At 61.0% G+C, this 21,472-nt stretch carries 19 protein-coding genes; 7 read left to right on the forward strand and 12 right to left on the reverse strand.

The features are described from left to right. Positions 1–8: 8 nt before the first annotated feature. The 10 genes from KY465_RS08090 to KY465_RS08135 form a co-directional block, all read right to left on the reverse strand. A complete protein-coding gene (locus KY465_RS08090; protein ID WP_219201166.1) occupies positions 9–1,016 on the reverse strand; it encodes an asparaginase in 1,008 nt (335 codons plus the stop codon). 40 nt (positions 1,017–1,056) lie between these two features. Further along, positions 1,057–2,241 carry an MFS transporter gene (locus tag KY465_RS08095; RefSeq protein WP_219201167.1) on the reverse strand — a complete coding sequence of 395 codons (1,185 nt, stop codon included), beginning with the start codon at positions 2,239–2,241 and terminating at the stop codon, positions 1,057–1,059. 45 nt (positions 2,242–2,286) lie between these two features. Beyond that, complete coding sequence (locus KY465_RS08100) at positions 2,287–3,180, reverse strand: polysaccharide deacetylase family protein (RefSeq protein ID WP_219201168.1); 894 nt, start codon at positions 3,178–3,180, stop codon at positions 2,287–2,289. Next, positions 3,177–3,680 (reverse strand): (2Fe-2S)-binding protein, encoded by a 504-nt coding sequence (locus KY465_RS08105; RefSeq protein ID WP_219201169.1) that lies wholly within the window; start codon positions 3,678–3,680, stop codon positions 3,177–3,179. The genes KY465_RS08100 and KY465_RS08105 overlap by 4 nt, the downstream gene beginning before the upstream one ends. 13 nt (positions 3,681–3,693) lie before the next feature. Next, on the reverse strand, positions 3,694–4,572 hold the full coding sequence (locus tag KY465_RS08110) for an FAD binding domain-containing protein (RefSeq protein ID WP_219201170.1): 879 nt from the start codon (positions 4,570–4,572) through the stop codon (positions 3,694–3,696). Between the two features lie 46 nt (positions 4,573–4,618). After that, positions 4,619–6,958: a xanthine dehydrogenase family protein molybdopterin-binding subunit gene (locus KY465_RS08115; protein WP_219201171.1), complete on the reverse strand. Its 2,340-nt coding sequence runs from the start codon at positions 6,956–6,958 to the stop codon at positions 4,619–4,621. After that, a complete protein-coding gene (locus KY465_RS08120; protein WP_255561524.1) occupies positions 6,955–9,315 on the reverse strand; it encodes a xanthine dehydrogenase family protein molybdopterin-binding subunit in 2,361 nt (786 codons plus the stop codon). Before KY465_RS08120 ends, KY465_RS08115 begins: the two co-directional genes overlap by 4 nt. Then, positions 9,308–11,239, reverse strand: coding sequence for a TRAP transporter permease (locus KY465_RS08125; protein ID WP_219201172.1), 1,932 nt, complete (start codon positions 11,237–11,239; stop codon positions 9,308–9,310). Before KY465_RS08125 ends, KY465_RS08120 begins: the two co-directional genes overlap by 8 nt. A gap of 102 nt (positions 11,240–11,341) precedes the next feature. After that, entirely contained in the window at positions 11,342–12,496 is a 1,155-nt protein-coding gene (locus KY465_RS08130) for a TAXI family TRAP transporter solute-binding subunit (RefSeq protein WP_219201173.1), read from the reverse strand. Between the two features lie 61 nt (positions 12,497–12,557). Further along, a complete protein-coding gene (locus KY465_RS08135; protein WP_219201174.1) occupies positions 12,558–13,541 on the reverse strand; it encodes a helix-turn-helix domain-containing protein in 984 nt (327 codons plus the stop codon). 138 nt (positions 13,542–13,679) lie between these two features. Between KY465_RS08135 and KY465_RS08140 the strand changes: the two genes are divergently transcribed. The 7 genes from KY465_RS08140 (at position 13,680) to KY465_RS08170 (ending at position 19,489) form a co-directional block, all read left to right on the forward strand. Continuing rightward, positions 13,680–15,365, forward strand: a complete 1,686-nt coding sequence (locus tag KY465_RS08140) for a class I adenylate-forming enzyme family protein (protein ID WP_219201175.1) — start codon at positions 13,680–13,682, stop codon at positions 15,363–15,365. 4 nt (positions 15,366–15,369) lie between these two features. Then, complete coding sequence (locus KY465_RS08145; RefSeq protein ID WP_219201176.1) at positions 15,370–15,771, forward strand: PaaI family thioesterase; 402 nt, start codon at positions 15,370–15,372, stop codon at positions 15,769–15,771. A 6-nt stretch (positions 15,772–15,777) separates the two neighbouring features. Next, the gene (locus KY465_RS08150; RefSeq protein ID WP_219201177.1) at positions 15,778–16,764 is read left to right on the forward strand and encodes an NADPH:quinone oxidoreductase family protein; all 987 of its coding nucleotides are present in this window, start codon (positions 15,778–15,780) and stop codon (positions 16,762–16,764) included. 39 nt (positions 16,765–16,803) lie between these two features. Next, positions 16,804–17,259 (forward strand): SRPBCC family protein, encoded by a 456-nt coding sequence (locus KY465_RS08155; RefSeq protein WP_219201178.1) that lies wholly within the window; start codon positions 16,804–16,806, stop codon positions 17,257–17,259. Between the two features lie 76 nt (positions 17,260–17,335). Beyond that, a complete protein-coding gene (locus KY465_RS08160; RefSeq protein ID WP_219201179.1) occupies positions 17,336–18,061 on the forward strand; it encodes a class II aldolase/adducin family protein in 726 nt (241 codons plus the stop codon). A 40-nt stretch (positions 18,062–18,101) separates the two neighbouring features. Continuing rightward, positions 18,102–18,776, forward strand: coding sequence for a cysteine hydrolase family protein (locus KY465_RS08165; RefSeq protein WP_219201180.1), 675 nt, complete (start codon positions 18,102–18,104; stop codon positions 18,774–18,776). Then, entirely contained in the window at positions 18,773–19,489 is a 717-nt protein-coding gene (locus KY465_RS08170) for an isochorismatase family protein (protein ID WP_219201181.1), read from the forward strand. Before KY465_RS08165 ends, KY465_RS08170 begins: the two co-directional genes overlap by 4 nt. Before the next feature lie 70 nt (positions 19,490–19,559). On the opposite strand, the gene KY465_RS08175 is transcribed toward KY465_RS08170, so the two are convergent. Both KY465_RS08175 and KY465_RS08180 read right to left on the reverse strand, forming a co-directional pair. Next, positions 19,560–20,873, reverse strand: a complete 1,314-nt coding sequence (locus KY465_RS08175) for a TRAP transporter large permease (protein WP_219201182.1) — start codon at positions 20,871–20,873, stop codon at positions 19,560–19,562. Further along, positions 20,873–21,385, reverse strand: coding sequence for a TRAP transporter small permease (locus tag KY465_RS08180; RefSeq protein ID WP_219201183.1), 513 nt, complete (start codon positions 21,383–21,385; stop codon positions 20,873–20,875). Before KY465_RS08180 ends, KY465_RS08175 begins: the two co-directional genes overlap by 1 nt. Positions 21,386–21,472: the final 87 nt, after the last annotated feature.

Raw genomic sequence — 21,472 nt, forward strand, 5'->3', positions numbered from 1 at the left:
GTCGGTGCCTAGTAAAGTTTGAAATCCGCCCGGATTGCCGCCAGATCGTGTTTCGCAGCCAGTGCCAGCATGAGCAGGATACGAGCTTTCTGAGGCGTGAGATCGTCGGCGGCAATCCAGTGCTTGTCTTCGAGGTAGCAGCGCGGCGCGACGCGTCCCGATCCTACCCTGCTTGACTGGACGACGGCCACCCCACTTGCGGCGCATTGTTCCAGAAACCGGCGTTCCAACGGGGTTGGCATTCCTGGCGCGAAGCCGGCCGATACTATTCCGGATGCGCCGGCCTCGAGGAAGGCGGAGGCTGCCGTTGCATCGGCGCCTGCATAGGAATAGCTGATATCGACACGGGGCAAATCCGCATCAGCCGTGATGCGGAACGGCGTGGCGGCTGTATGCGCGCGCAGCGGCGCGCGATGGAAATGTACCCGGTCAGCATCGACCACGCCGATCGGTCCCCAGCCAACCGAACGAAAGGCATCGAGCCGATAGGTCGAGGTCTTCGTGACATCCCGCGCACAGTGGATCTCGTCGTTGAGCACGACCATGACGCCCTTGCCTCGCGCCTCCGGCGAAAGAACGGTCCTGACAGCAGCCGCAAAATTGACGACCGCATCGGTCCCGATCGTGTTCAGCGGGCGTTGTGCACCAACGAACGCGACTGGCAGATCGGTGTTCAGGGTGAGATGCAGGAAGTAGGCGGATTCCTCCAGGGTGGCTGTCCCATGCACAACCACGACGCCGGCAAGGTCGGTCGCACCGGCGGCGAGTTCATCGATGATCCCGGCAAGCGCCGCCCATTCGCCCGGACCGATGGCGCTGCTTCCGACCGCACGGAAAGGAATCGGAACATAGGCGGCAAGCTCATGCACAGCCTCGGGCAGTGCTGCCAGAACCTCGTCGATCTCAAGCTTTCGCCCTGTCTCGGGATAATCTATGAAATCCAAGGGCGTGGCCGCTTCCGTCGAAATCGTCCCACCGCAACCGATGACCGCTACGCGCAGTTTGCTGTCCGCCATCCGAGAGTTCCTTTTTTCAATGCTGTCGTTTGATCGCCGGTCATGCCACACGCAGCCGGTAGCGTCGTTCAGTCAGCCAGGCAATTGTGAGAAGCACTCCCCCGACAATCCAGAAAGCCTCCGCAACATCCCACATCTGCACCACGAGCCCCATGGTGATCGGGAGCACGACCGACGCAAGGCGATTTGCCGTCGCGCGCACTCCGGCGGTCAGCCCTTGCGTCTCGGCTGAAATGCCGCTGGAGAGCAGTGTGAAGATAATCGGCATCGAGACGCCGAGACCAAAACCATAGATCGCCATGCCGGCGGCCAGCATCCAGAAGCCGTGCAGAAACGGCGCGATGGTCACGCCGAGGATCGTCAGAGCGACAGCTGCAGCCAGCGCTTGTCGCGGCGACCCGAAAAGCCTTGTCCAATGGTCAGCCACCAACACCGAGGGTGAACTCACGAGGTTGCCGATCGCGAAAAGGGTTCCGATGGCAGCGGCCGAATAGCCGACGCCCTGCAGAAGAACGGGATAGAAGGATTCCAGCATGCTCAAGCTGCCAAGTCTCAGGAATGCGCAGATGACAACAAATGCGGCAAGCGGTTGCTTCAAGACCCGCATTGCCTCGAGGTAAGTGTCGAGGCGCGGTATGAAGACTTCCCAGGATAGGAGGCGTTTGCGGTCACGACGTGCTGGCATGACCAGCGAGATGAGGAACAGCACAGCTCCCCAGGCCGCGATCAGGGAATACCCGGCCTGTCCGCCGCCCTGATCCCAGATCCAGCCCAACAGCAGTGGACCAAGCACTGCCCCAGTCGAAGTGCAGAACGAAAAGACTCCGGTTCGGCGCGCATCCCCTGCCGCCAGGCGTGCGATGGCTGTTTGCGACGCCAGCCAAATGGTCGCGGCCGCGAGCCCGAGCGCCAGTTGCAGGATCATGAACGCCACCGGATTCGGGATCAGTGGATAGCAGAGCGGCAACAGCGCACAGAGGGCGGCAAAGAACAGCATTACCCGGCGCACACCCAGGACGTCCATCAAGGCGCCGAAATGTACCGAGTAGATGAGCGGCGTGATGGACCTGAGCCCGGCGGCAAGTCCAAGCATGAATGCCGAGAGCCCGAGATGGGTGCCCCAGAGCGGCGTCGCCAATGCCACCATCTGCAACAGGCTGAGCGAAAAGAAACTGCCGGCATAGGTGGCGAGCAGCGCCCGTCCGGTCTGCTGGGCCGTCACCATATCAAAGCGACGGCCAGGACGGTGCGGGAATCAGAAGTGCCGGACTCACTTCTTTGGAGGACATTGGGATGCGAAATGCCGGGCGATTTCTCCGGGCGTGGTGATCCAGAGTTCGTCGCGATGCTCGAGAATATGGGCGAGCGCGCGTCTGAGGGCGCGCAGGCGAAACGGTTGCCCGATCACGAAGGGGTGCAAGACGATCGTATAAACGAGCGGCCATTTTCGCGATTGCAACAGCATCTCGTCGAACTGATCGACCATTGTGGCCTCGAAAGCCGCTGCGCTCTCCTGGCGGAAAACCATCGACGGCGAATCGTTGACCTCGATCGAGTACGGTACGGACAACAGGGGCCCGGACCGCGTCCGCATCCAGAAGGGCTGATCGTCGGCCGGCCAATCCAGCACATAGCCAAAACCAGCTTCCTTCAGCAGATCCAGGGTTACTGGCGTCTGGGCGAGGTAGGGGCCGAGCCAACCACTGGGTGACTTGCCCGTGTAGCGGTGAATTGCATCGCGTGCCTCCTCGATCAATGACTGTTCGGCCTCTTCGCCAAGCACATCCTGCCGCTCGGCGTTCGTGCGCCCGTGACCGACGAATTCGTCCCCACGCGCGATGATGCGGTCGGCAATCTGCGGACAATGCTCGAACAGCAGCGAGTTGAAGTTGTGGGATGCGGGAAGGTCGAATTCATCCAGAAGGTCAAAGAGATACCACTGGCCGACGCGGTTTCCGTAATCACGCCATGCGTAGTTTCGGGTGGTTTGCGGCGCCGTGAGGGAAGCGCTGTCGCTGCCCAGGCCATCGAGGAAACTGAACACCTCGATGTTGTTGCATATGGCAACAGCCAGGCGTTTGTTGCCGGGCCAGGAAAAGTCGGGCCGATCGATGATCGGGACAAAGGGATAGCGCGCGTGCGTCTTCAGGTCGAGAAGGCTCATCGGGCAGCCTCCGGCACAGCCGACGCCTTTTCCTTGAAGGTGTCGATCGCCGCGCGCACGGCACGGATAATGTTCTGGTAGCCCGTGCAGCGGCACAGGTTGGAGGAAAGAAGGTGGCGCAATTCCGCGTCGGAGAGCTCTTCGCCGCGTTCCACAGCACCCTTGACGAGCATCAGAAAGCCCGGCGTGCAGAAACCGCATTGCAGAGCATGATGCTCCGCGAAGGCTTCCTGCAGGACGTGCAACTCGCCCTCCTTTTCGAGGCTTTCGACCGTCTCGATTTCCATGCCTTCTGCCTGATGGGCGAACATCAGGCACGAACGCACGGCCTTGCCCTCAACGACGACGGTGCATGCTCCACATACGCCGTGCTCGCAGCCAACATGCGTGCCGGTCAGTCCGCAATCCTCACGCAGCGTATCGGCGAGTGTCTTACGGAATTCGGTCTCGACCGCATAAGGCTTCCCGTTGACGGTCAAATTGAGTGGATGGCGTTCCATCGGTTCCTCGTTTCTATCGGCTCGTCTGTGCGGATGACGATGCCGCAGCGGCGGCCAGCGCCCGTTCCACACATACGGCAGTCAGGTCTCGGCGATACTCGGCACTGGTGGTGGCGTCTTCCATCGGATCAACACTTTCGGCGGCGGCGCGGCCGGCGTCCGCAAACAGCGACTGCGTCGGACGCTGTCCTTCCAGGACTGCCTCCGCGGCGGAATTGCGAGCCGCTCGGTCCTCGATTCCGCCCAGGCCCACGCGAACGTTGCGCATGAGGCCATCGTCGTCATCATAGGCTGCCAGCGCCATACCCAGCGCGAAGTCGCCGGCGCGCCGATTGAACTCATAAAACCCTGCCCGTGCGGAGGGAGCAAGAAGAGGCAGGCGAGCTTGTGCCAGCAACTCGGTCGGTTCGCGTGTCGTCGACATGGCACCGTCGATGAATTCCCCTGCCTCGACGATCCGCTCGCCCGTCTGGCTGACAAGCACCAGTTTCGCCCCGAGAGTGGCGGCAACGAGACACCATTCCGAAGCGGGATCGGCATGGGCGAGACTGCCACAAAACGTTCCCCGCTCGCGGATCGGATGGTGCGCGATGTGGTGTACGATGCTGGTCAGCAACCGGCCAAGGGGACCGGGCTCGACCGGATCGTAAAATCGTGCATGCCGCACCGTGGCGCCGATCGCCAGTTCTTCATTTTCGACCGAAATGTTCTGCAGTTCTTCAATGCCATTGATATCGACCAGATCCGAGGGATAGGCCACCCGCAGCGCCATCATCGGGACGAGGCTCTGTCCACCGGCAAGGACGAGTCCGTCTTCGCCTATATCTGCAAGATGGGCGACGGCTTCGGAGACAGTTTTCGGACTGTGAAGGACAAAGGGTGCTGGCTTCATGTATCGGTGGTCCTTTCGGCCGCGACCATGCGGCGCTGCAAGCGGGTCATGCGGCTCCTCCGGCCTGACGCACGGCGCGCCGCACGGTCTGCGGCGACAACGGCGCGCTGGTGATGCTGACACCGAAGGGCGCCAGTGCGTTCTCCACCGCAGAAGCGATTGCAGGCGCGGTCGGGATCACGCCCGATTCGCCGACGCCCTTGACGCCCAGCGCGTTGAGCGGGCTCGGAGATTCGGTGTGAACAATATGGATCTGCGGCATTTCTGCTGCAGAAACGAGCAGGTAATCTGCAAGAGTTGTCGTCAGTGGCTGGCCATCTTCATCAAAGACCATCTGTTCATAAAGCGCATTGCCGATCCCGTGCGCGATGCCACCGAGTATCTGCCCATCGACCAGTTTCGGATTGACCATGCGGCCACAATCGTGGGCAAGCACGAAGTTCAGCAAGCAAACCTGCCCCGTCCTCGGATCAACCTCGACCTCAGCGACCGCAGTGCCGTTCGAATAGGTCATGTCGTCGATCACAACCTGGTCACTGGACAGGAGGCCGGGTTGCTTGATCCCCGGGAGCTTGAACCCGGGCAATCCCAAGGCAGCACCCGCCAGGTCAGCGAATGGCAGATGGCGCCCGCGCACACCCTTCAGGGCAACCGTGTTGTCAACGATTTCCAGATCTGCTGCATCGGCTTCCAGCAGATCCGCTGCGACAGCGAGGAGCTTTTCCCGAACCGTACAGGCCGCCTGGTGGGCCGATGCGCCCGCCACCACAGTTTGCCGTGAGTTGAACCCGCCAAAGCCCAGAGAGCCCGTCGTATCCCCCGTCCTGACCGTGATGTTGGCCATGTCGCCGCCGAGCTGTTCGGCAACGATCTGAGCGAGCATCGTCTCGGTCCCCTGCCCCATTGCCGCAGCCCCGGTGGTGACAAGGATCCTCCCGGTTCTCTGCACCTCGACACTGACCGTTTCGTAAGGGCCACGCCCGGTGCCTTCGACATAGTTGGCCAGTCCGATACCGAGGTAGCGTCCTTCGGCAAGAGCGGCCTTCTGCCGGGCGGGAAACTCCTGCCACCCGGCCTTGTCGAGCGCCAGGGCCTGGGTCGCAGGATAATCGCCGCTGTCGAGCGTGATGTTGGTGCCGCCGCGCAACTTGAGCGGCTTGACACAGGGCATCTGATCCGCACGGACCAGATTGAGAGCACGGATTTCGGACCGATCCATACCGATGGTTTCCGCTGCAGCGTCGAGCATCCGTTCCATGACAAAAGCCGCCTGGGGTTGTCCCGCACCGCGCAGCGGAGCCACCGGCACCTTGTTGGTCAGGACTACCTGGACGTCGAGCTTGTATGCGTTGATGTTGTAGGGCAGCGGAACCGTTACGGCCGATCCATAGGGAATATTCAGCCCGCGTGCCGTGTAGGCACCGTGGTCGTGAATCAGCGCACCCCGCAAGCCGCGTATCCGGCCGTCGGCCTCCAGCGCCATCTCCATGTCCCAGAGCTGATCCCGCTCCTGTGCGGTTGCGACGAAATGCTCCCGCCGGTCCTCGACCCATTTCAGCGGGCGCCCGATTTTCAGCGCCGCCGCTGTCGTGGCGATCTCCTCCGGATAGGTCACCAGTTTCGGCCCGAACCCGCCGCCGAGATCGGGCGTCCTGACCTTGATCCCAAGCGGGTCCAGACCCAGCATCTGACACAGCTGCGTCTTGAGTGCCTGAGGCGTCTGTGTCGAACTCCAGACTGAGAGAACACCATCGAGATCGGGCGGCACGGCGAGCACGCCGCGGCCTTCCAATGACATGGCAGCGCCGCGATGGACGTCGAAACTGCGCCTGACGATGTGTGCCGCATCGGCAAATGCCTGGTCGACGTCGCCAAAGGAAAAGCCGAAACTGGCAAGGCAGTTGTGATCGTGGGACTGGTGAACTGTCGGGGAGTCGGGCTCCAAGGCTGCGCGACAGTCGCTCACGACGTCGAGAGGCTCGTAGTCAATGTCGAGCGCCTCCGCTGCATCCTCCGCCGCGGCGCGATTCTCGGCAATGACCAGAGCAACAGGCTCGCCGACATGCACGACCTCGTCAATCGCCAGGACCGGTCGATCAACCTTTAGAGTGATCGCAGCGCTGGGAAGGCCGACGACGAGGCGATCATTGCGCAAGTGGGGAGCGAGATCGGCGTGGGACATCACCGCAATCACACCCGGCATTGCCAATGCGGCATCCTTGTCAATCGTCGTAAAACTCGCGTGCGCGTATGGGCTACGCGCGAAGGCGACGCTGAGACAACCGGGCGGCTGCAGATCGTCAAGATAGCGACCCTTGCCGGTCAACAAAGCTCTATCTTCCACTCTGCGTACGGATTGCCCGAATGTGGCCTTTTCATTCCTCATGGCGCACCCTGCCCGGAAAGCGAACCAAGCGCTTCATCGTATTGCTGCATGCGCCGCCGCAGATATTGCGGGGTGACAGGCAGACGATCGACCAGACCCGGTCGTTGCAGCGCGTCGTCAACCGCTGATGCAATCGCTGCACCGGCGGCGGTTACACCCCCCTCGCCCGCTCCCTTGATGCCCAGGGGATTGAGGGGGGAAGGCGCATCTTCCAGGATGAGGACGTCGACCGGCGGCATCTCGGTGGCGCCGACCATCATGTAGTCGGCAAGCGTGACGGAAAGCGGCTGCCCGGACTGGTCGTAGAGGAATTCTTCAAAGAGCGCACCGCCAAGCCCTTGCGCCAGTCCACCCACGATCTGTCCCTCAATCATCGCCGGGTTGATGGCGCGTCCGACATCGTAAGTGATGGCGTACCGCTCGACAGCCACATGTCCCGTCGCCTGATCAATTCGCACCTGCGCGATATGCGCGCCGTAAGGGTAATTCATGTGCTTGTTGTGGAACCATGCCGATGCCGAGAGACCGGGTTCACGATCTCCCCTCGCGGGTGATGCGGGATGTAGCTGGCGGGCAAGATCGGCAAGCGTGACGGAAGGGCCTTCCTTGCCATCCTGAACCACCCCGCCGACGATTTCGAGCTGATTTACGTGCCGCTGCAGGAGTTCGGCCGCGAACTCGAGCGCCTTCGTCCTGACAATCTCGCTGGCACGCCGTGTCGCCTCGCCGGTCATCACACTGACACGCGAGGCGTGCGCACCGAAGCCGAATGCGATGCGATTGGTGTCGCCGTGCAGCACGCGAACGCGGCGATAGTCAACGCCCAAGGTCTCTGCGCAGATCTGGGCAATGGCCGTTTCCATTCCTTGTCCCAGCGACGCTGCTCCGGTGACGACGGTGACGCTGCCATCGGCTTCAACACGCATCTCCACGAGTTCCGACGGCCCGAGCCCGCTCTTTTCGACGAAGAGGCCGAAGCCAACGCCAACGCTTTCGCCTTGCGCGCGACGCCGTTCCGCCTCGCGCCGCAGTTCGTCCCAGCCCGAAAATGCCAGCGACTTTTCGATCAGGCCTGCATAGTCACCGGAATCGAGCACGACATCGGTCTCAAGCGCGGAGAGGTTCCGCTCATAGGGCATTTCCGACGAGGCGATCAGATTGACCCGGCGCACTTCCATCGGATCAAGCGACAGCCTAACGGCGATCGCCTCGACAAGCCGCTCGCGCACGAAAGTGCCTTCAAAGCGACCGGGGGCACGATAGGTGGCGGCGGGCGTCTTGTTGGTCAGCCGGTAGTGCGCTTTCGCGCGATAGGCCGGTACGCGATACGGCCCGAGAAGCAATCCGATCGTCATATCGGCGACACGCGCGCCGTGGGTGCGCACATAGGCGCCCTGATCGTGGAACAGCGTCTCGTCCAATGCCGCAATGCGACCCTTCTGATCGACCGCGGCATGGATGCGATGGGTCTGTTCGCGCGAATGGTTGGTCGCCATCAGATGCTCGCGGCGATCTTCGATCCACTTGACCGGCCGCTTGAGCACGAGGGCGGCATGGCAAAGGATGAGATCTTCGGGATACAGTTCGCCGCGCACCCCGAAACCGCCGCCAACGCTGTTTTCGTAAAGTTCGATCGAAGCCGGGCTCAGCTTGAAGAGATCCGCCAACTGGTCGCGGTTCCAGTGGGGTCGCTTGGCCGCCCCATGCAGCTCAAGCACGTCGCGCGCCGTGTCATATCGGGCAAGGAGGCCGCGCGTTTCCATCGGCACGGCAGAATGGCGCCCGGTTTTCAGTTCCAGTTCCACCACGGCAAAGGCAGTGCTGAAAGCCTCATCGACGTCGCCATATCCCTTCTCGATCACGGTGGGCTCGCAAGACAGGGACGGGGCAAAGGACGCGGGCTCGCATGCGGCGTCAAGGTAAGGTTCATGCTCGTCGATGTCGATCATCACGAGATCGGCAGCATCCTCAGCAATGTAGGGATCCTCGGCGATCACGACCGCCACCGGTTCCCCGACATAGCGAACCATTCCGCGCGCGACAGCCGGCTGACAATAGGGGGTCAGTCCCTTGATCGCCGTGGCTCGGAACGGGATCGGAGGCAAATGCTGAAGATCATCGCCAGCCCAGACGGCTACCACGCCAGGAAGTGCCTGCGCCGCCTGCGTATCGACCTCGACAATCGCACCGTGTGCGACGGGCGAGCGTACGATCCGCGCGTGAAGCTGGCCGGGAAAATTCAGATCTCCCACGAACCGGGCCCGTCCAGCGAGCAGCGGCGGATCCTCAAGGCGCTTGACCGAACGACCGATGAAGCGATTGGCCTCGGGTGGCTGGCGCAGATCATGATCACCCAAGATGACGTTCCTTCTCGGCCACGACCAACCGCGTCTGATGGTTCCGGTAGGCAAGTCCCGCACCGATCAACGTAATGATCAAGCCCACAAGAACGATCTCGAACCTTGGTGCCAGGAGCGCCAGCGCGCCGCAACCGAGAGTGAGCCTGCTTGCCATGCTGATACGCTGGCGGATGAACCCTTCAACAGACATCGAAATCGCGACCACCGCTGCTGCCGTGGAAACCACGTCAATCAGGATGTTGGGTACGGTATCAAGAAGCAGGATACCGGGCGCGAACATGAAGGCAAAGGGCAAGAGAAATGCGGCAACGGCAAGCCTGCAGGCCGTGACGGCGATCATGAAAGGGTTTGCGTCGGCAATTGCCGAAGCCGCATAAGCCGCCACCGCGACGGGGGGAGTCATTGCCGAGAGAACCGCGAAGTACAGGAGAAAGAGATGCGACTGCATCAACGAGAAACCAAATTCACCCGTCAGGGTGGGCCCCAGAAGAGCCGCGGCAAGCGCGTAGGCGGCGGGGGTTGGCATGCCCATGCCGAGCAGGATTGTCATCGCCGCCGCAATGATCAGCGTCACCAGGGAATTGCTGCCGGCAATGAGGATCAGAAGCTCCGAGACCTTTCCAGCGAGCCCTGTCATGGTGATGCCGCCGATGACCAGGCCTGCTGCCGCACAGGCGCCAGTCACCGCCACCATGTTGAATGAGGTTTGCGAGATGCCGTCGTAGAGCGCGCGGAGAGAGAAGGTCGACCATTTGAGAAGCCAGACCGCCAGCAATGCGACAAGTCCAAACAGCGCGACATAGGTCGGCGTGTAGTGCTGCGCGAGCGCGACGGTGAGCGCAACAAGGGGAAAGAGAAACAGCCACCCGCCCTTTATGGCCTGGGTAAAGCGCGGCAATTCACTCTCGCTCAAACCGAGAAGGCCGAGTTTTCGCGAGCGGAAATCGACCTGAAGAAATACGCAGACGTAATACAGCACCGCCGGAATGATGCTGGCGACGACGATGCTGGTGTAAGGGATGCCCGTGAACTCTGCCATGATAAACACCGCGGCGCCCATGACCGGCGGCATGATGCTGCCGCCTGTGGACGCAGCAACTTCGACGCCGCCCGCAAGCGTCGGCGAATAGCCCAGCCGCTTCATTACCGGGATCGTCACGGAACCGGTCGTCACCACATCGGCTGTGGGACTGCCCGAGACCATTCCGAACAACCCCGATGAGCAGACTGCGACCTTGGCGGGTCCACCGGGGCGGCGGCCGGTCAAGGACGCAGCCAGATCGAAAAAGAACTGCCCACCGCCAGCGCGCTCAAGGAGCGTGCCGAACATGACGAAAAGAAACGCATAGGTCGCCGTCACCTGGACCGGGACACCAAATATCCCGTCGGTGGTGAAAACGCTGATGTCGAGCAGATGAGCCAAACTGATATAGCCATGACGCAGCGGACCATCGAAATGGTGCCCCCACAGATTGTAGGCCATGATCACCAGGACAATCGACGTCAGCCCCAAGCCGACCGTGCGCCGCGCCGCTTCCAGCGCCAGGAGCAGCAGCGCATAGCCAAAGAACCAGTAGGAGAGCGGGAGCGGATCGAAAAGCGTGATGCGCTGCGCCACTTCATCCATTTCCACGGTGAAAAAGACGAGGCAGGCCAGACTCAGCGCCGACAGCGCGTAATCCGGAATGGACGGACGCAGCGGATCGGAATCCTCAGACGCCCCGACCAGCAGGAACAGCATGGTGAGCATCAATGTCAGGAAAATGATGGTGCGCGCCAGAACATCCCATGTCGAAAGCGTCGCGGCGTAGACCGTGTATACCGCCGTGGCGAAGGCAAACATTCTCAATATGGAGCCGAAACGCCCATCGAGCTTGCGGCGTACGCCTGTCGTAATGGCATGTCTGGCAATATTCTTCATGGAACTTGGATTCCAGCAGCGGATGATCGGACATGGGAGGATCCGCGTTCCCGCAGCCATGCGCGGCCGGGAACGCGGAACGCTCAAGCGTCAGGACGACGCTTACATCAGACCGGCTTCCTTGTAGGCCCGCACGGCTCCGGGATGGAACGGCACGGCGTCCTGCTCTTTCATGCCTTCCGGCTTGAAGCGTTTCATCGCATCCGAAACGGCTGCCATACGATCCGGGTTCTCGATCATCGACTTGGTGATGCCATAGACGAGTTCCTCGTCCACGTCGGCCCGGGTGAACAGAATGATGCTGGTGGTGACGGTCTTGACCTCGTTGTCGCCCCAAGGGTTGGCGTCGGCCGAAATCGTCCAGGGTTGCAGACCGTATTTCTCGATGACCGCCTCGGCGGCATCGTCGGGAACCCCGATCAGCTTGAGGTCTACCGCCTCGCCCATCTGTGTCAACGAGCGATGCCCCTCAAACAGGGTGTTGGCCAGCATATCGACGCGACCATCCTGCATCAGGCTGGACTGTTCTCCCGATGCCTGAAACTGGACCGAACCTCCCCACTCGCTGATGTCGTCGAGCGAAACCCCGACTGCTTCAAGAGTGCTCTCGGTAATCGCCGAGGTGAGAAGCCCACGGCGGTTGAAAACCAATCGCATGGGAGGCTTGGCTTCGGCCAGGTCCGCCAGCGTCTCGATGCCGTGCTCCTCTGCAAAATCGGCGCGCGCGATCCACCAGACGGGAGCCCAATCATAAAGAACCGCGATGGCCGTCAGGCCTTCAACGGGCGCCTTAAACGGCTCGACGCCCTTGCTTGCAAAGACCAAATCGCCGTCATTCGCCATACCGAAAGCGCAACTGCCGGCGACCACCTGAGGCACGTTGGCAAGGCCGCCGCTCGAGGTCTGGTAAGTAATCGTCGAGCCGGGATACTGTGCCTTCACCGCGGCATCGAGCCCAGCTCCGACCAGTGACCACAGTCCTCCGGGACTGGCGCCACAAATGGATTCGTTGATTGTCTGTGCCTGCGCAGCCGAGGCCAGCGCACAGGACACGCCAACAATCGCTGCTACTGCAATATGCTTCATCTCGTTCCCCTTTTGGATGGACAAAAACCACCGATCTTCGCGCCGGATACGGGCCTCAGCGGGCTGCCAGCAGCTTCGCGGAAAGCCGATCCGATCCACGCATGAGAACAGAAAACGAGCGGCCGGGCAAGCAAATTCCCAAAATTGGTACAAAGTCCGTTTTAACAACATTCCTGGGGATTCGGAGATTATTCAGCCCTTCACACGCTCCAGGCTCCGCAGTCTCAGGGCATCACGCTCCATCAACCGATGCGACCAGCTGGCGCAGGTAGTCAGCCGCCTCCCGGCCTTTCAAAGCGTGGGCCCACATGTCCTCGACCACCCGCTCGTGCAATGCGACCGCTTCTGCATTTTCGGTGATCATTGCGACGCCGAGCCGGATGTTGGGCTGCTCGCCCAAGCGAAAGGGACTGATGGACAGAGTTTTCTGGTCTCCCGTCCGGAAAATCTGAAAGCCCGTATGCGGCAGCGTTCCTGTCACAATGCCGATTTGTATGCCGATCGGTTCGGCTTCGATGAGTTCGACAAAATGCATTATTTCCGCGCGGGCCCGCTCCCGCCGCTCGCGAATGTGGTCATTGGACACAAAAGGCCGCCCGACAAAGCCCGAGCGCAGCAATCGCTCGATATCCAGCGCCGACATCAGATTGACCACGGCGGGTCGTCGCTGATCGTACGTTCTTTTTCTTTCCTTCAGGACATCAATGATCCGCTCAACGTCCTGGACGAGGCGATCCTGCTGTCCATTCGCGTCAGAAATGCTTTCCTTCAACAATTCTTCCAGGGAGGCGCGAAAGGCATCGGAGGCGAGAAGAAACGAAATCGGCCCGGCCAGGACAATCAATCGGTCGGCCACCTCTTCAATCTGCCGCAGACGCTCAAAATAGGTGACCGCCGACGAAATATACTCGATCTCGACCCCGAGCAGCGTAGCGAGTGAAACACCGAGAAGATCGGCAAGACTGGCCAGCGTTTCGATTTTGACCACTTCGCCCTTTTCAAATCTGTAAACCGCTGTGCGAGAAATCCCGACGCGCTTGGCAATCTCATCAGCGCTCATGCCAGATCCGAGGCGAAAGGCCCTTAATCGCCTGCCAATTTCGTCATATCGAATCGTCATTGCGCACGTAGCCCCGCTCCAACTTCTCACTCCGTCGTAATTAGCATCTCTAGACGTTGCAGGCGCGGCGAGAAAGCCCCGCCAGCCCTCCAGCATTCCGAAATTGGACGAACACCATCCGCACAAGCACAAAATACCAAATTTTGGATATTTCGCTTTTTTAGCATTGATTTTGGAACTAGGATGGGATTGATGACCAGCGATGTAGTCCGTCCGTAACGTGGGGAACCCAGAATGGCCAAATCTTCGGAGCCACCGGCGCAGAACCTGCTTACCCGCTTAAGTGCCGGAACCGCGGCGCATTTTTATCGCACCGGGGACTGGGCGGATGAGACGATCTACGCCCGTGCTGTGGCCAATGCCCGCTCTGACGGAGACAAAATCGCCATCCGCGACCGCTTCGTTGCCTTGAGCTTCAGCGAACTTGTCGGTCTTGCGGATCGCCTCGCCATCGATCTCGCCATGCAGGGCCTGAAACCTGGCGACCGTATCGCCGCATGGCTGTCGAGCCGGGCGGAGCTTGCGATCGTCCTCCTCGCCGCGTCACGAAACCGCTATGTGCTGTGCCCCTCCCTGCATCGCAATCATACAGTCGATGATATTTTTACACTGTTGAAGCGGGCGTCGGTCCGGGCGCTGGTCGGAGAGATCGGCTATGGTGCCGACAGCGACAAAGCGGATATCTTTGATAGGGTCAAGGAACTCAAGACGGTCCGGAAGATCTATCGGCTTGAGCCTCCGGTCGAGCGCTCCGCCGCGGACATCGCCACCGCCATGGGCCTGGACGCGATCGAAAAGACATCGGATCAGCCGGCGGCATCGAGCGCTGATGATATTGTCTATCTCGCCTTTACCAGCGGCACGACCGGAGAGCCGAAAGGTGTCATGCATTCGAACAATACGCTCCTGGCGAACGCGCGGGCGATTGCAAGCGACTGGAACTTTGATGACGCTTCGGTGATCTATACACTCAGCCCGCTCAGCCACAATCTGGGCTTTGGCGCACTTGTGCTGGGCCTGCATGTCGGAGCGCAAACCGTGCTGCACGACGTCCAGCGGGGTGCAAGCTTGCTGGATCGGTTGCGCGAGACCGGCGCCACCTTCGTCTTCGGCGTGCCGGCCCATGCCATGGATCTGCTTGGCGAGATAGAAGCGGCAGGCGAAGCCAACCTTCCTAAGATGCGGGGTTTTCGGATATCGGGAGCGGCGGCATCGACATCCGTGGTGGAAGGATTGCTGTCGTATGGCATCGTTCCGCAAAGCGGCTACGGCATGACCGAAGCCTGCTCGCATCATTACACGCTCCCGGACGATACGCCGAAGCGGATCATCAACACTTCGGGGCGCGCCTGCTCGAATTACGAAGTTCAGATCTTCGCGCCGGATGATCCCGACCGTCAACTGCCAACGGGTGAAATTGGGCACATCGGCGGGCGCGGTGCCAGCCTGATGCTCGGCTATTTCGATGATCAGACCAATACGGAGAATGCCTTCAACCGTGCCGGCTGGTTCATGACCGGAGATCTCGGTCGTCTTGACGAAGACGGATACCTGCAGATCACCGGACGGCTGAAGGACATCATCATCCGGGGCGGCCACAATATTCATCCCTCGCGCATCGAACAGTTGACGATGCGATATCCCGAAGTTGAGAGGGCGGCAGCCCTTCCCGTCAAGGATGAACGGATGGGAGAGAAAGTGTGTTTGGTCGTGATGGCGAAGAACGGCGCAGACGTCGACCCGCACCAGCTTCTTGCGCATCTGGACCGGCTCGGCCTGTCGAAATACGACATGCCGGAATACTTCCTCCAGGTAGACGAGATTCCCCTGAGTGCGAGCGGCAAGATGCTCAAGCGAGCCCTGCAACCCGCACTGGCCAACGGCACTCTCTCCCCGCAGCCAATCCGCTTTGAAGGTTGAACGCATGCTGACGGATCGATTGCGCGAGGAAATGACACGGCCACCCTTCAACGAATGGCTCGGCCCCGTGGCGATCGAAGCTGACGAGGTGGAAAAACGCATTGCTGTCGAACTGCCCTTTCGTCCGGAATTCAGTCACCAAACGGGCGCGACAGTGTTTCACGGCGGTGTCATCGCGGCCCTGGCCGACATCACGGGCCATGCCGCGGTTGCCGTCTTCCACGGCGCCGTCACGCCGACGATCAGCCTCAGTACCGAATTTCTCGCGCCGGCCATCGGCGACCGGCTGCGCGCAGTGGGACGACTGCGCAAGAAGGGGCGAACAATTGCGCGTGCCGATGTTGATCTGTTTGTGGGCGATCGCCTTGTTGCCCTGGCGCGCGGCACATTCAGTACGAAAGGATAAGTGCAGATGAAAGCCGTTGTCATCCACGATTTCGGTCCCGTCGGCTCGGCGCCTGTCGAAGACATCGCGACGCCCGAGCCTGGCAGGGGAGAAGTATTGGTCAGAATCGCTGCGGTCGCAGCCAACTTCGTCGACACGCTCGTCCTGACAGGCAAGTACCAGTTTCTTCCCCAGCGTCCGTTCACTCCCGGTAAACTGCCGGTCGGAACCGTTGAGGCGGTCGGGCCTGACGTTGCCGACATCAAGGTCGGCGATCGTGTTCTGACGCTCGCAGAACACGGCGGCTATGCCGAAGCGATCAGCGTCGGGGCCGACCAGTGTATTCTGCTGCCAGACACGCTTTCGTTCCCGGATGCGGCGTCCATGGCTCTCGCCTATGACACTGCCTGGTTCGCGCTGATGGAACGGGCGCGCCTGGAAAAGGGCAACACTGTGCTGGTTCTCGGCGCCACCGGAGCCGTTGGCCTTGCTGCCATGCAATTGGCCCGGGCCAAGGGGTGCCGCGTCCTGGCCGGGATTTCCTCTGCGAAGAAGACCGACCTGGTTCGCAAGGCTGGTGCGGACGAACTGATCGATCTCTCAGGCGACAATTTGCGCGACAGCCTTCGCGAACAGGTGCATTCCGCGACCGACGGCCGCGGCGCCGACATCATCGTTGATGCTCTGGGGGGGGATTTCTTTGACGCCGCTCTGCGCGCCCTGGCTTGGCGCGGACGGCTTGTCGTCATCGGCTTTGCTTCGGGCCGTATTCCCGAGGTCAAAGCGAACTATCTGCTGTTGAAGAATATCGAGGTCAGCGGCCTGCAAATCAGCGATTACCGCAAGCGGATGCCGGAGCTGATGCGGCAGTGCTTTGTCGATATCTTCAGCCTCTATGAACGTGGCGCGATCGCCGCAGCCCCGCCGACAATTTTCACCCTGTCAGATTACCACGTGGCTTTGACCGGACTGCTCGAGAGGCGGATCGCAGGACGTGCGGTCATCTGTCCCTAGTCTCCACCAGAAGAAACCCGAACGAGGGAGAGTACATCAATGGACTTGAAGGGGACCGAGCAGATTGCTGCCTCAAAGGACGCCGTGTGGGCTGCCCTGAATGATCCGAATGTTCTGAAAGACTGCATACCCGGCTGCCAATCCCTCGAGAAGATTGACGAGCAGTCGATGAAGGCCACCGTCAAGCTCAAGATTGGCGTGGTCTCGGCAAGATTCAATGGCGCAGTATCCCTCAAGAATATCGACCCTCCAAATGCCTATCGCATCGAGGGCGAGGGGAAAGGTGGCGTTGCCGGTTTTGCTAGCGGTGGCGCCGATGTCGTCCTGACTGCAATCGACGCCTCGACGACCGAATTGCATTATGACTGCCAGGCGCGGGTCGGCGGCAAGATCGCGCAAATGGGCAGTCGGTTGATCGACAGTACCGCCCGCAAGCTGGCGGCACAGTTTTTCACGCGCTTCAATGAGATCGTCTCGGAGACCGCCGACAGGTAGCGCGGATCGGGGTACCCTGCCACTGGCGAGGCAGGCCACCTGCGGATCAATCAGTCGGCTTGACGGAGGAAACACGATGGCGCGGCAACGACCGACCGAACTGATCGAACATCTGGTGACGGGGACGGGTATCCTCGTTAACGAGGGAATAATGGACGTGTTCGGTCACGTCGCTGTCCGCGATCCAGACGAAGCCGGCATATTCTGGTTGGCCCGGGCCTGTGCGCCAGCCAGACTTCGCGCAGACGATCTCTTGCCCTTCGATCTCGACGGATCGCCAATCGACGAGACGGGGGATGCACTGTACTCCGAGCGTTTCATTCACGCGGCCGTATTCCGAGCTGATCCTACCGCGACTGCCAGCTGCCATCACCATGCGGCGTCGATCATGCCCTTTTGCATGGGCGGTCAGACACTCCACGCCGTCAGCCAGACCGGTGCCTGGATGGGCTGTGCGGTGCCGCTGTGGGACAGCCGCACGAAATTCGGCGATACGGCCATGCTCGTCAACGACATGGAGCAGGCCGCCGATCTCGCATCGACGCTGGCGGAGCAGCGCATAGTGCTGATGCGAGGGCATGGCGCCCTCGTGACTGGCACGTCGATCCAGGACGTGATTTTCCGTTCGATCCACGCGTGCCGGGAAGCCGATACGCTGGCTGCGGCGCTGCGCATCGGCTCGGTGACCAAACTTTCAGAGGGTGAGATAAAGCGCGTCGGGACCCCATCGCCGGCAGCGGTCGAACGGGCCTGGGCGCACTGGACGGCGCGTCTTGAGATTGCGAAAGCGACGGAAAATTGATCAGATCGGCCAGGACGCGAACGTTTTCAGGAAGCAGATGATGACCAAAGTCTGGGATGCCTTCGTTTCGGAACGCGACCGCAGGATCTTCCGGGCTGCAGGCTACGGCGTGCAAGGCGAAAAGCCCGCCCGTCCGGCGCTCTTGCTGATCGGTTTCGAACAGCGACATCTCGAAGGTCCCGACGCCGTAGCCGGGGCACGGGAGGCCGGAGAGAAGGCGCGGCGCCTGATGGTGCAATGCCGGGCAAAAGGCCTGCCGGTCATTCACGTTGCCGGTCCAACCCCAAGCGACGGTCATCCCGGACCGCACGAAAATGGAGAGGCAACCTCCCCCGTTGGCGGAAGCGACTTTGCGGCCAACATGATGCCTGAACCGCGTGACATTGTTCTCAGGCGGCACGCACCGTCCGCGTTTTTCGATAGTGATCTGATGAGCTTTCTCAATCTGCTCGGCGCCGACGGTCTGATCCTCGCCGGCGGGCAGACGGCCGGCGCTTTACGCGCTACGGCTATCGACGCGTTCAGTCTCAACCTGCGGGTCGTCATCGCCGACGACGCCTGCTTCGACATGTGGCAGGCAAGCCATGCCATCGCGCTTTGCGATCTGGACGCCAAATATGCAGACCCAGCGTCGGTCGAAATGCTGGCGGAGTGGATTGAAACGCTGCCGGCGAATGCATTTGCCCTGCCCGCCGGTGAAAGGGTCAAACCATGATCTGGGACCAATTCCTCTCCGAAGCGGATCGGCGGAAACTCGGACAGATCGGCCGCACCGGTCCTGACGGCCTGGGACAGCGGCCGGCGATCATGGTCATTGACGTCTCTTGGGGATTTGCCGGCGATGAGCCAGGCGAGGACATTCTCGCCAGCATCAAGCGGTGGCCAAATTCGTGTGGCGCCGAAAGCTGGCAGGCTATCGAACGGATCCAGATCCTGTGCGATGCAGCGCGGGCGCAGGGTGTTCCGATCATTTATACCACGGGCCAGGCTCGCGCCGATGCCTGGGATATCGGAAGCTGGGCCTGGAAGAATTCGCGGACGCGAGAGCAGGTCCCGGTTTCGGTTCAGGAGCGGGATGCAAACGAGATCGTCGCGCCGCTGGCCCCGACGTCTTCCGATGCCGTGATCTACAAGCGCAAGCCGTCTGCCTTTTTCGGTGCGCCGACCGCAACACATCTCCGGCGGCTGGGCTGCGACAGTGTTCTTCTGACCGGCACCACCACATCCGGTTGCGTCCGGGCCAGCGCCGTCGATGCCTTCAGTCACGGGTTCAAGGTTGCTGCCGTCAGTGACGGCTGCTTTGACCGTGTACAGGCCAGCCATGCGCTTGCTCTATTCGACATTGCGATGCGTTACGGCACCGTGCTCGACACGCAGGCAGGCATCAGCCATCTCAACGGGCTGGCCGATCAGAGAACTGCAGGCTGAGCTGACAGCGGCGGGTCCGACCGCGGAAAGGCATGGGCCGCCCGGCTCTTCTCCGGGCCGCAGCATGGCGTCACCGCATCAGCGATGGCAGGAACGTGACCAGCGGCGGGTAGATCGCCATGATCGCCATGCCAAGCACGAATAACCCGATGAACGGCCAGGTCGAACGAAAGATCGTTGTGAGGCTCTCTTCCGGCGCTGCACCCTTCAATGCGAAAAGAACATAGCCGAAGGGCGGCGTGATGCCGCCGAGGGTGATATTGACGAGGAAAAGAAGCCAGAACCAGAGCGGATCATAACCGATCGCATGCACCAGCGGCAGATAGATCGGCACCACAATGAGCATCAGTGCGATCTGATCGAGGAACATGCACATCACGAAGGGAAATGCCATCAACACGATCAGCATGGCCCAGGTGGAAAGGTCCAGCCCCCCAATCAGCGAGGTGAGGGCCGAGACGCCACCGGTCATCGCCAATAGCTGGCTGAACATCTTCGAGGATGCCATGATGAGGAGGATCATCGCAGAGATCTTTGCCGCCGAAAACACCGCCTCAAGCAAGGTCCGCAGTGCCAGACGCTCGTAGATGAAAGCGGTAACCAGTGCACCGAGGACGCCCGTCGCAGCCGCCTCGGAGGGCGTGGCGATCCCGGCCATGATGAACCCCATGATCGCACCGATAATGATCGTGAAGGGTGCGAGGTGAAGAAGGGCCTGAACAACTTCGCCGGCGTTGCGCTGACGGTACGGCGCGTCAATCTCACTGGTATCGAGGCTTGGATTCAGCCTGACCCGGATCAGGATATAGACGATGAAGAGCGTCGAAAGCAAAAGTCCGGGAACGATGCCGGCCACCAAGAGATCACCGATCGAAACACCGGCCAGAGTGCCGACGATGATTGCCAGCAAGGAGGGGGGAATGATCGGTGCCAGTGACGCTCCGGACACAATCGCACCCATTGCCAGCGAGGACGAGCCGCCCCGCGCCTTGATGCCCGGCAGCAAAGTTTTCCCCAGCATCGCAGCTACGCCCATCGCTGCGCCGGACAGGGCGCCGAAGACGGTCGAAAGGATGATGGCGAGGACGAATTGGCGCCCCCGCAGACGGCCGACGAGCACGTCGATCGATTCGAACATGACCTTGAGTGCGCGTCCGCGAAACAACAATTCGCCGAGAAGAATGAAGAGCGGGATGGCAGTCAATGACCCCGTCGTGGCTGTGTCATAGATGGAGTTGGCGAGCAGGGTGAACCCGTTCGTGCCGAGCACCATGACTGTTCCCGCCAGGTTGACGACCAGAAAGGCAACGAAAATCGGCAGGCCGGAAGCAAACAGGATCAGGAGGGCGCCGGCGAGGACGAAGACAGCTTCGATGCCGGTCATCAGTGCGCAACCTCATGCCGGGCGTGCCACTGTGCCCTCAGTTTGAGCAGCAGGACGATACCAGACAGGAGAAATCCATAGGCAATCGGTGCGGCGACGGTCCATTTGGGAACCGCAGCCAGAGACATCGTATCGATGCCACGGACGAAATTGTAATGGGTCTGTTTCAGCGCCAGCCAGCCCACGAAGAAGCAGATGAACGCCGAGATCGACAGGCCGATGGGGATTGCCAGGCGCAGGATGACAGCAGGCAGGCTGCTTTGAAGCACGGTCACCGCAACATGCGAGCCTTCGCGGGTCAGCTGCGGCATGGTCAGGAACACCGAAGCGCACAGGAAATAGGTCACGTAGTCGCTGGCCCAGGAGGTTGGTGCGTTCAGGACGTAACGCATGAATACCTCAATGGAATAGCAAGCAAGGATAGCCACCACGCAGAGCCCGCCCGCTCCTGCCCCAAGAAACGCAATCCCGAAAACGACGCGTTCGACGCCGTTGCGTTTGGTGGCATTCATGCCGCACCCCTTTTGCGCGCCTATCGCGGTATTTTCACCTCCCGCGCGGAACGCGGGAGGTGGTCAGCAACGGGACGGGTCCGCAAT

Origin of the sequence: Neohoeflea coraliihabitans (genome assembly GCF_019334345.1) — a bacterium.
Lineage (GTDB): Bacteria > Pseudomonadota > Alphaproteobacteria > Rhizobiales > Rhizobiaceae > Pseudohoeflea > Pseudohoeflea coraliihabitans.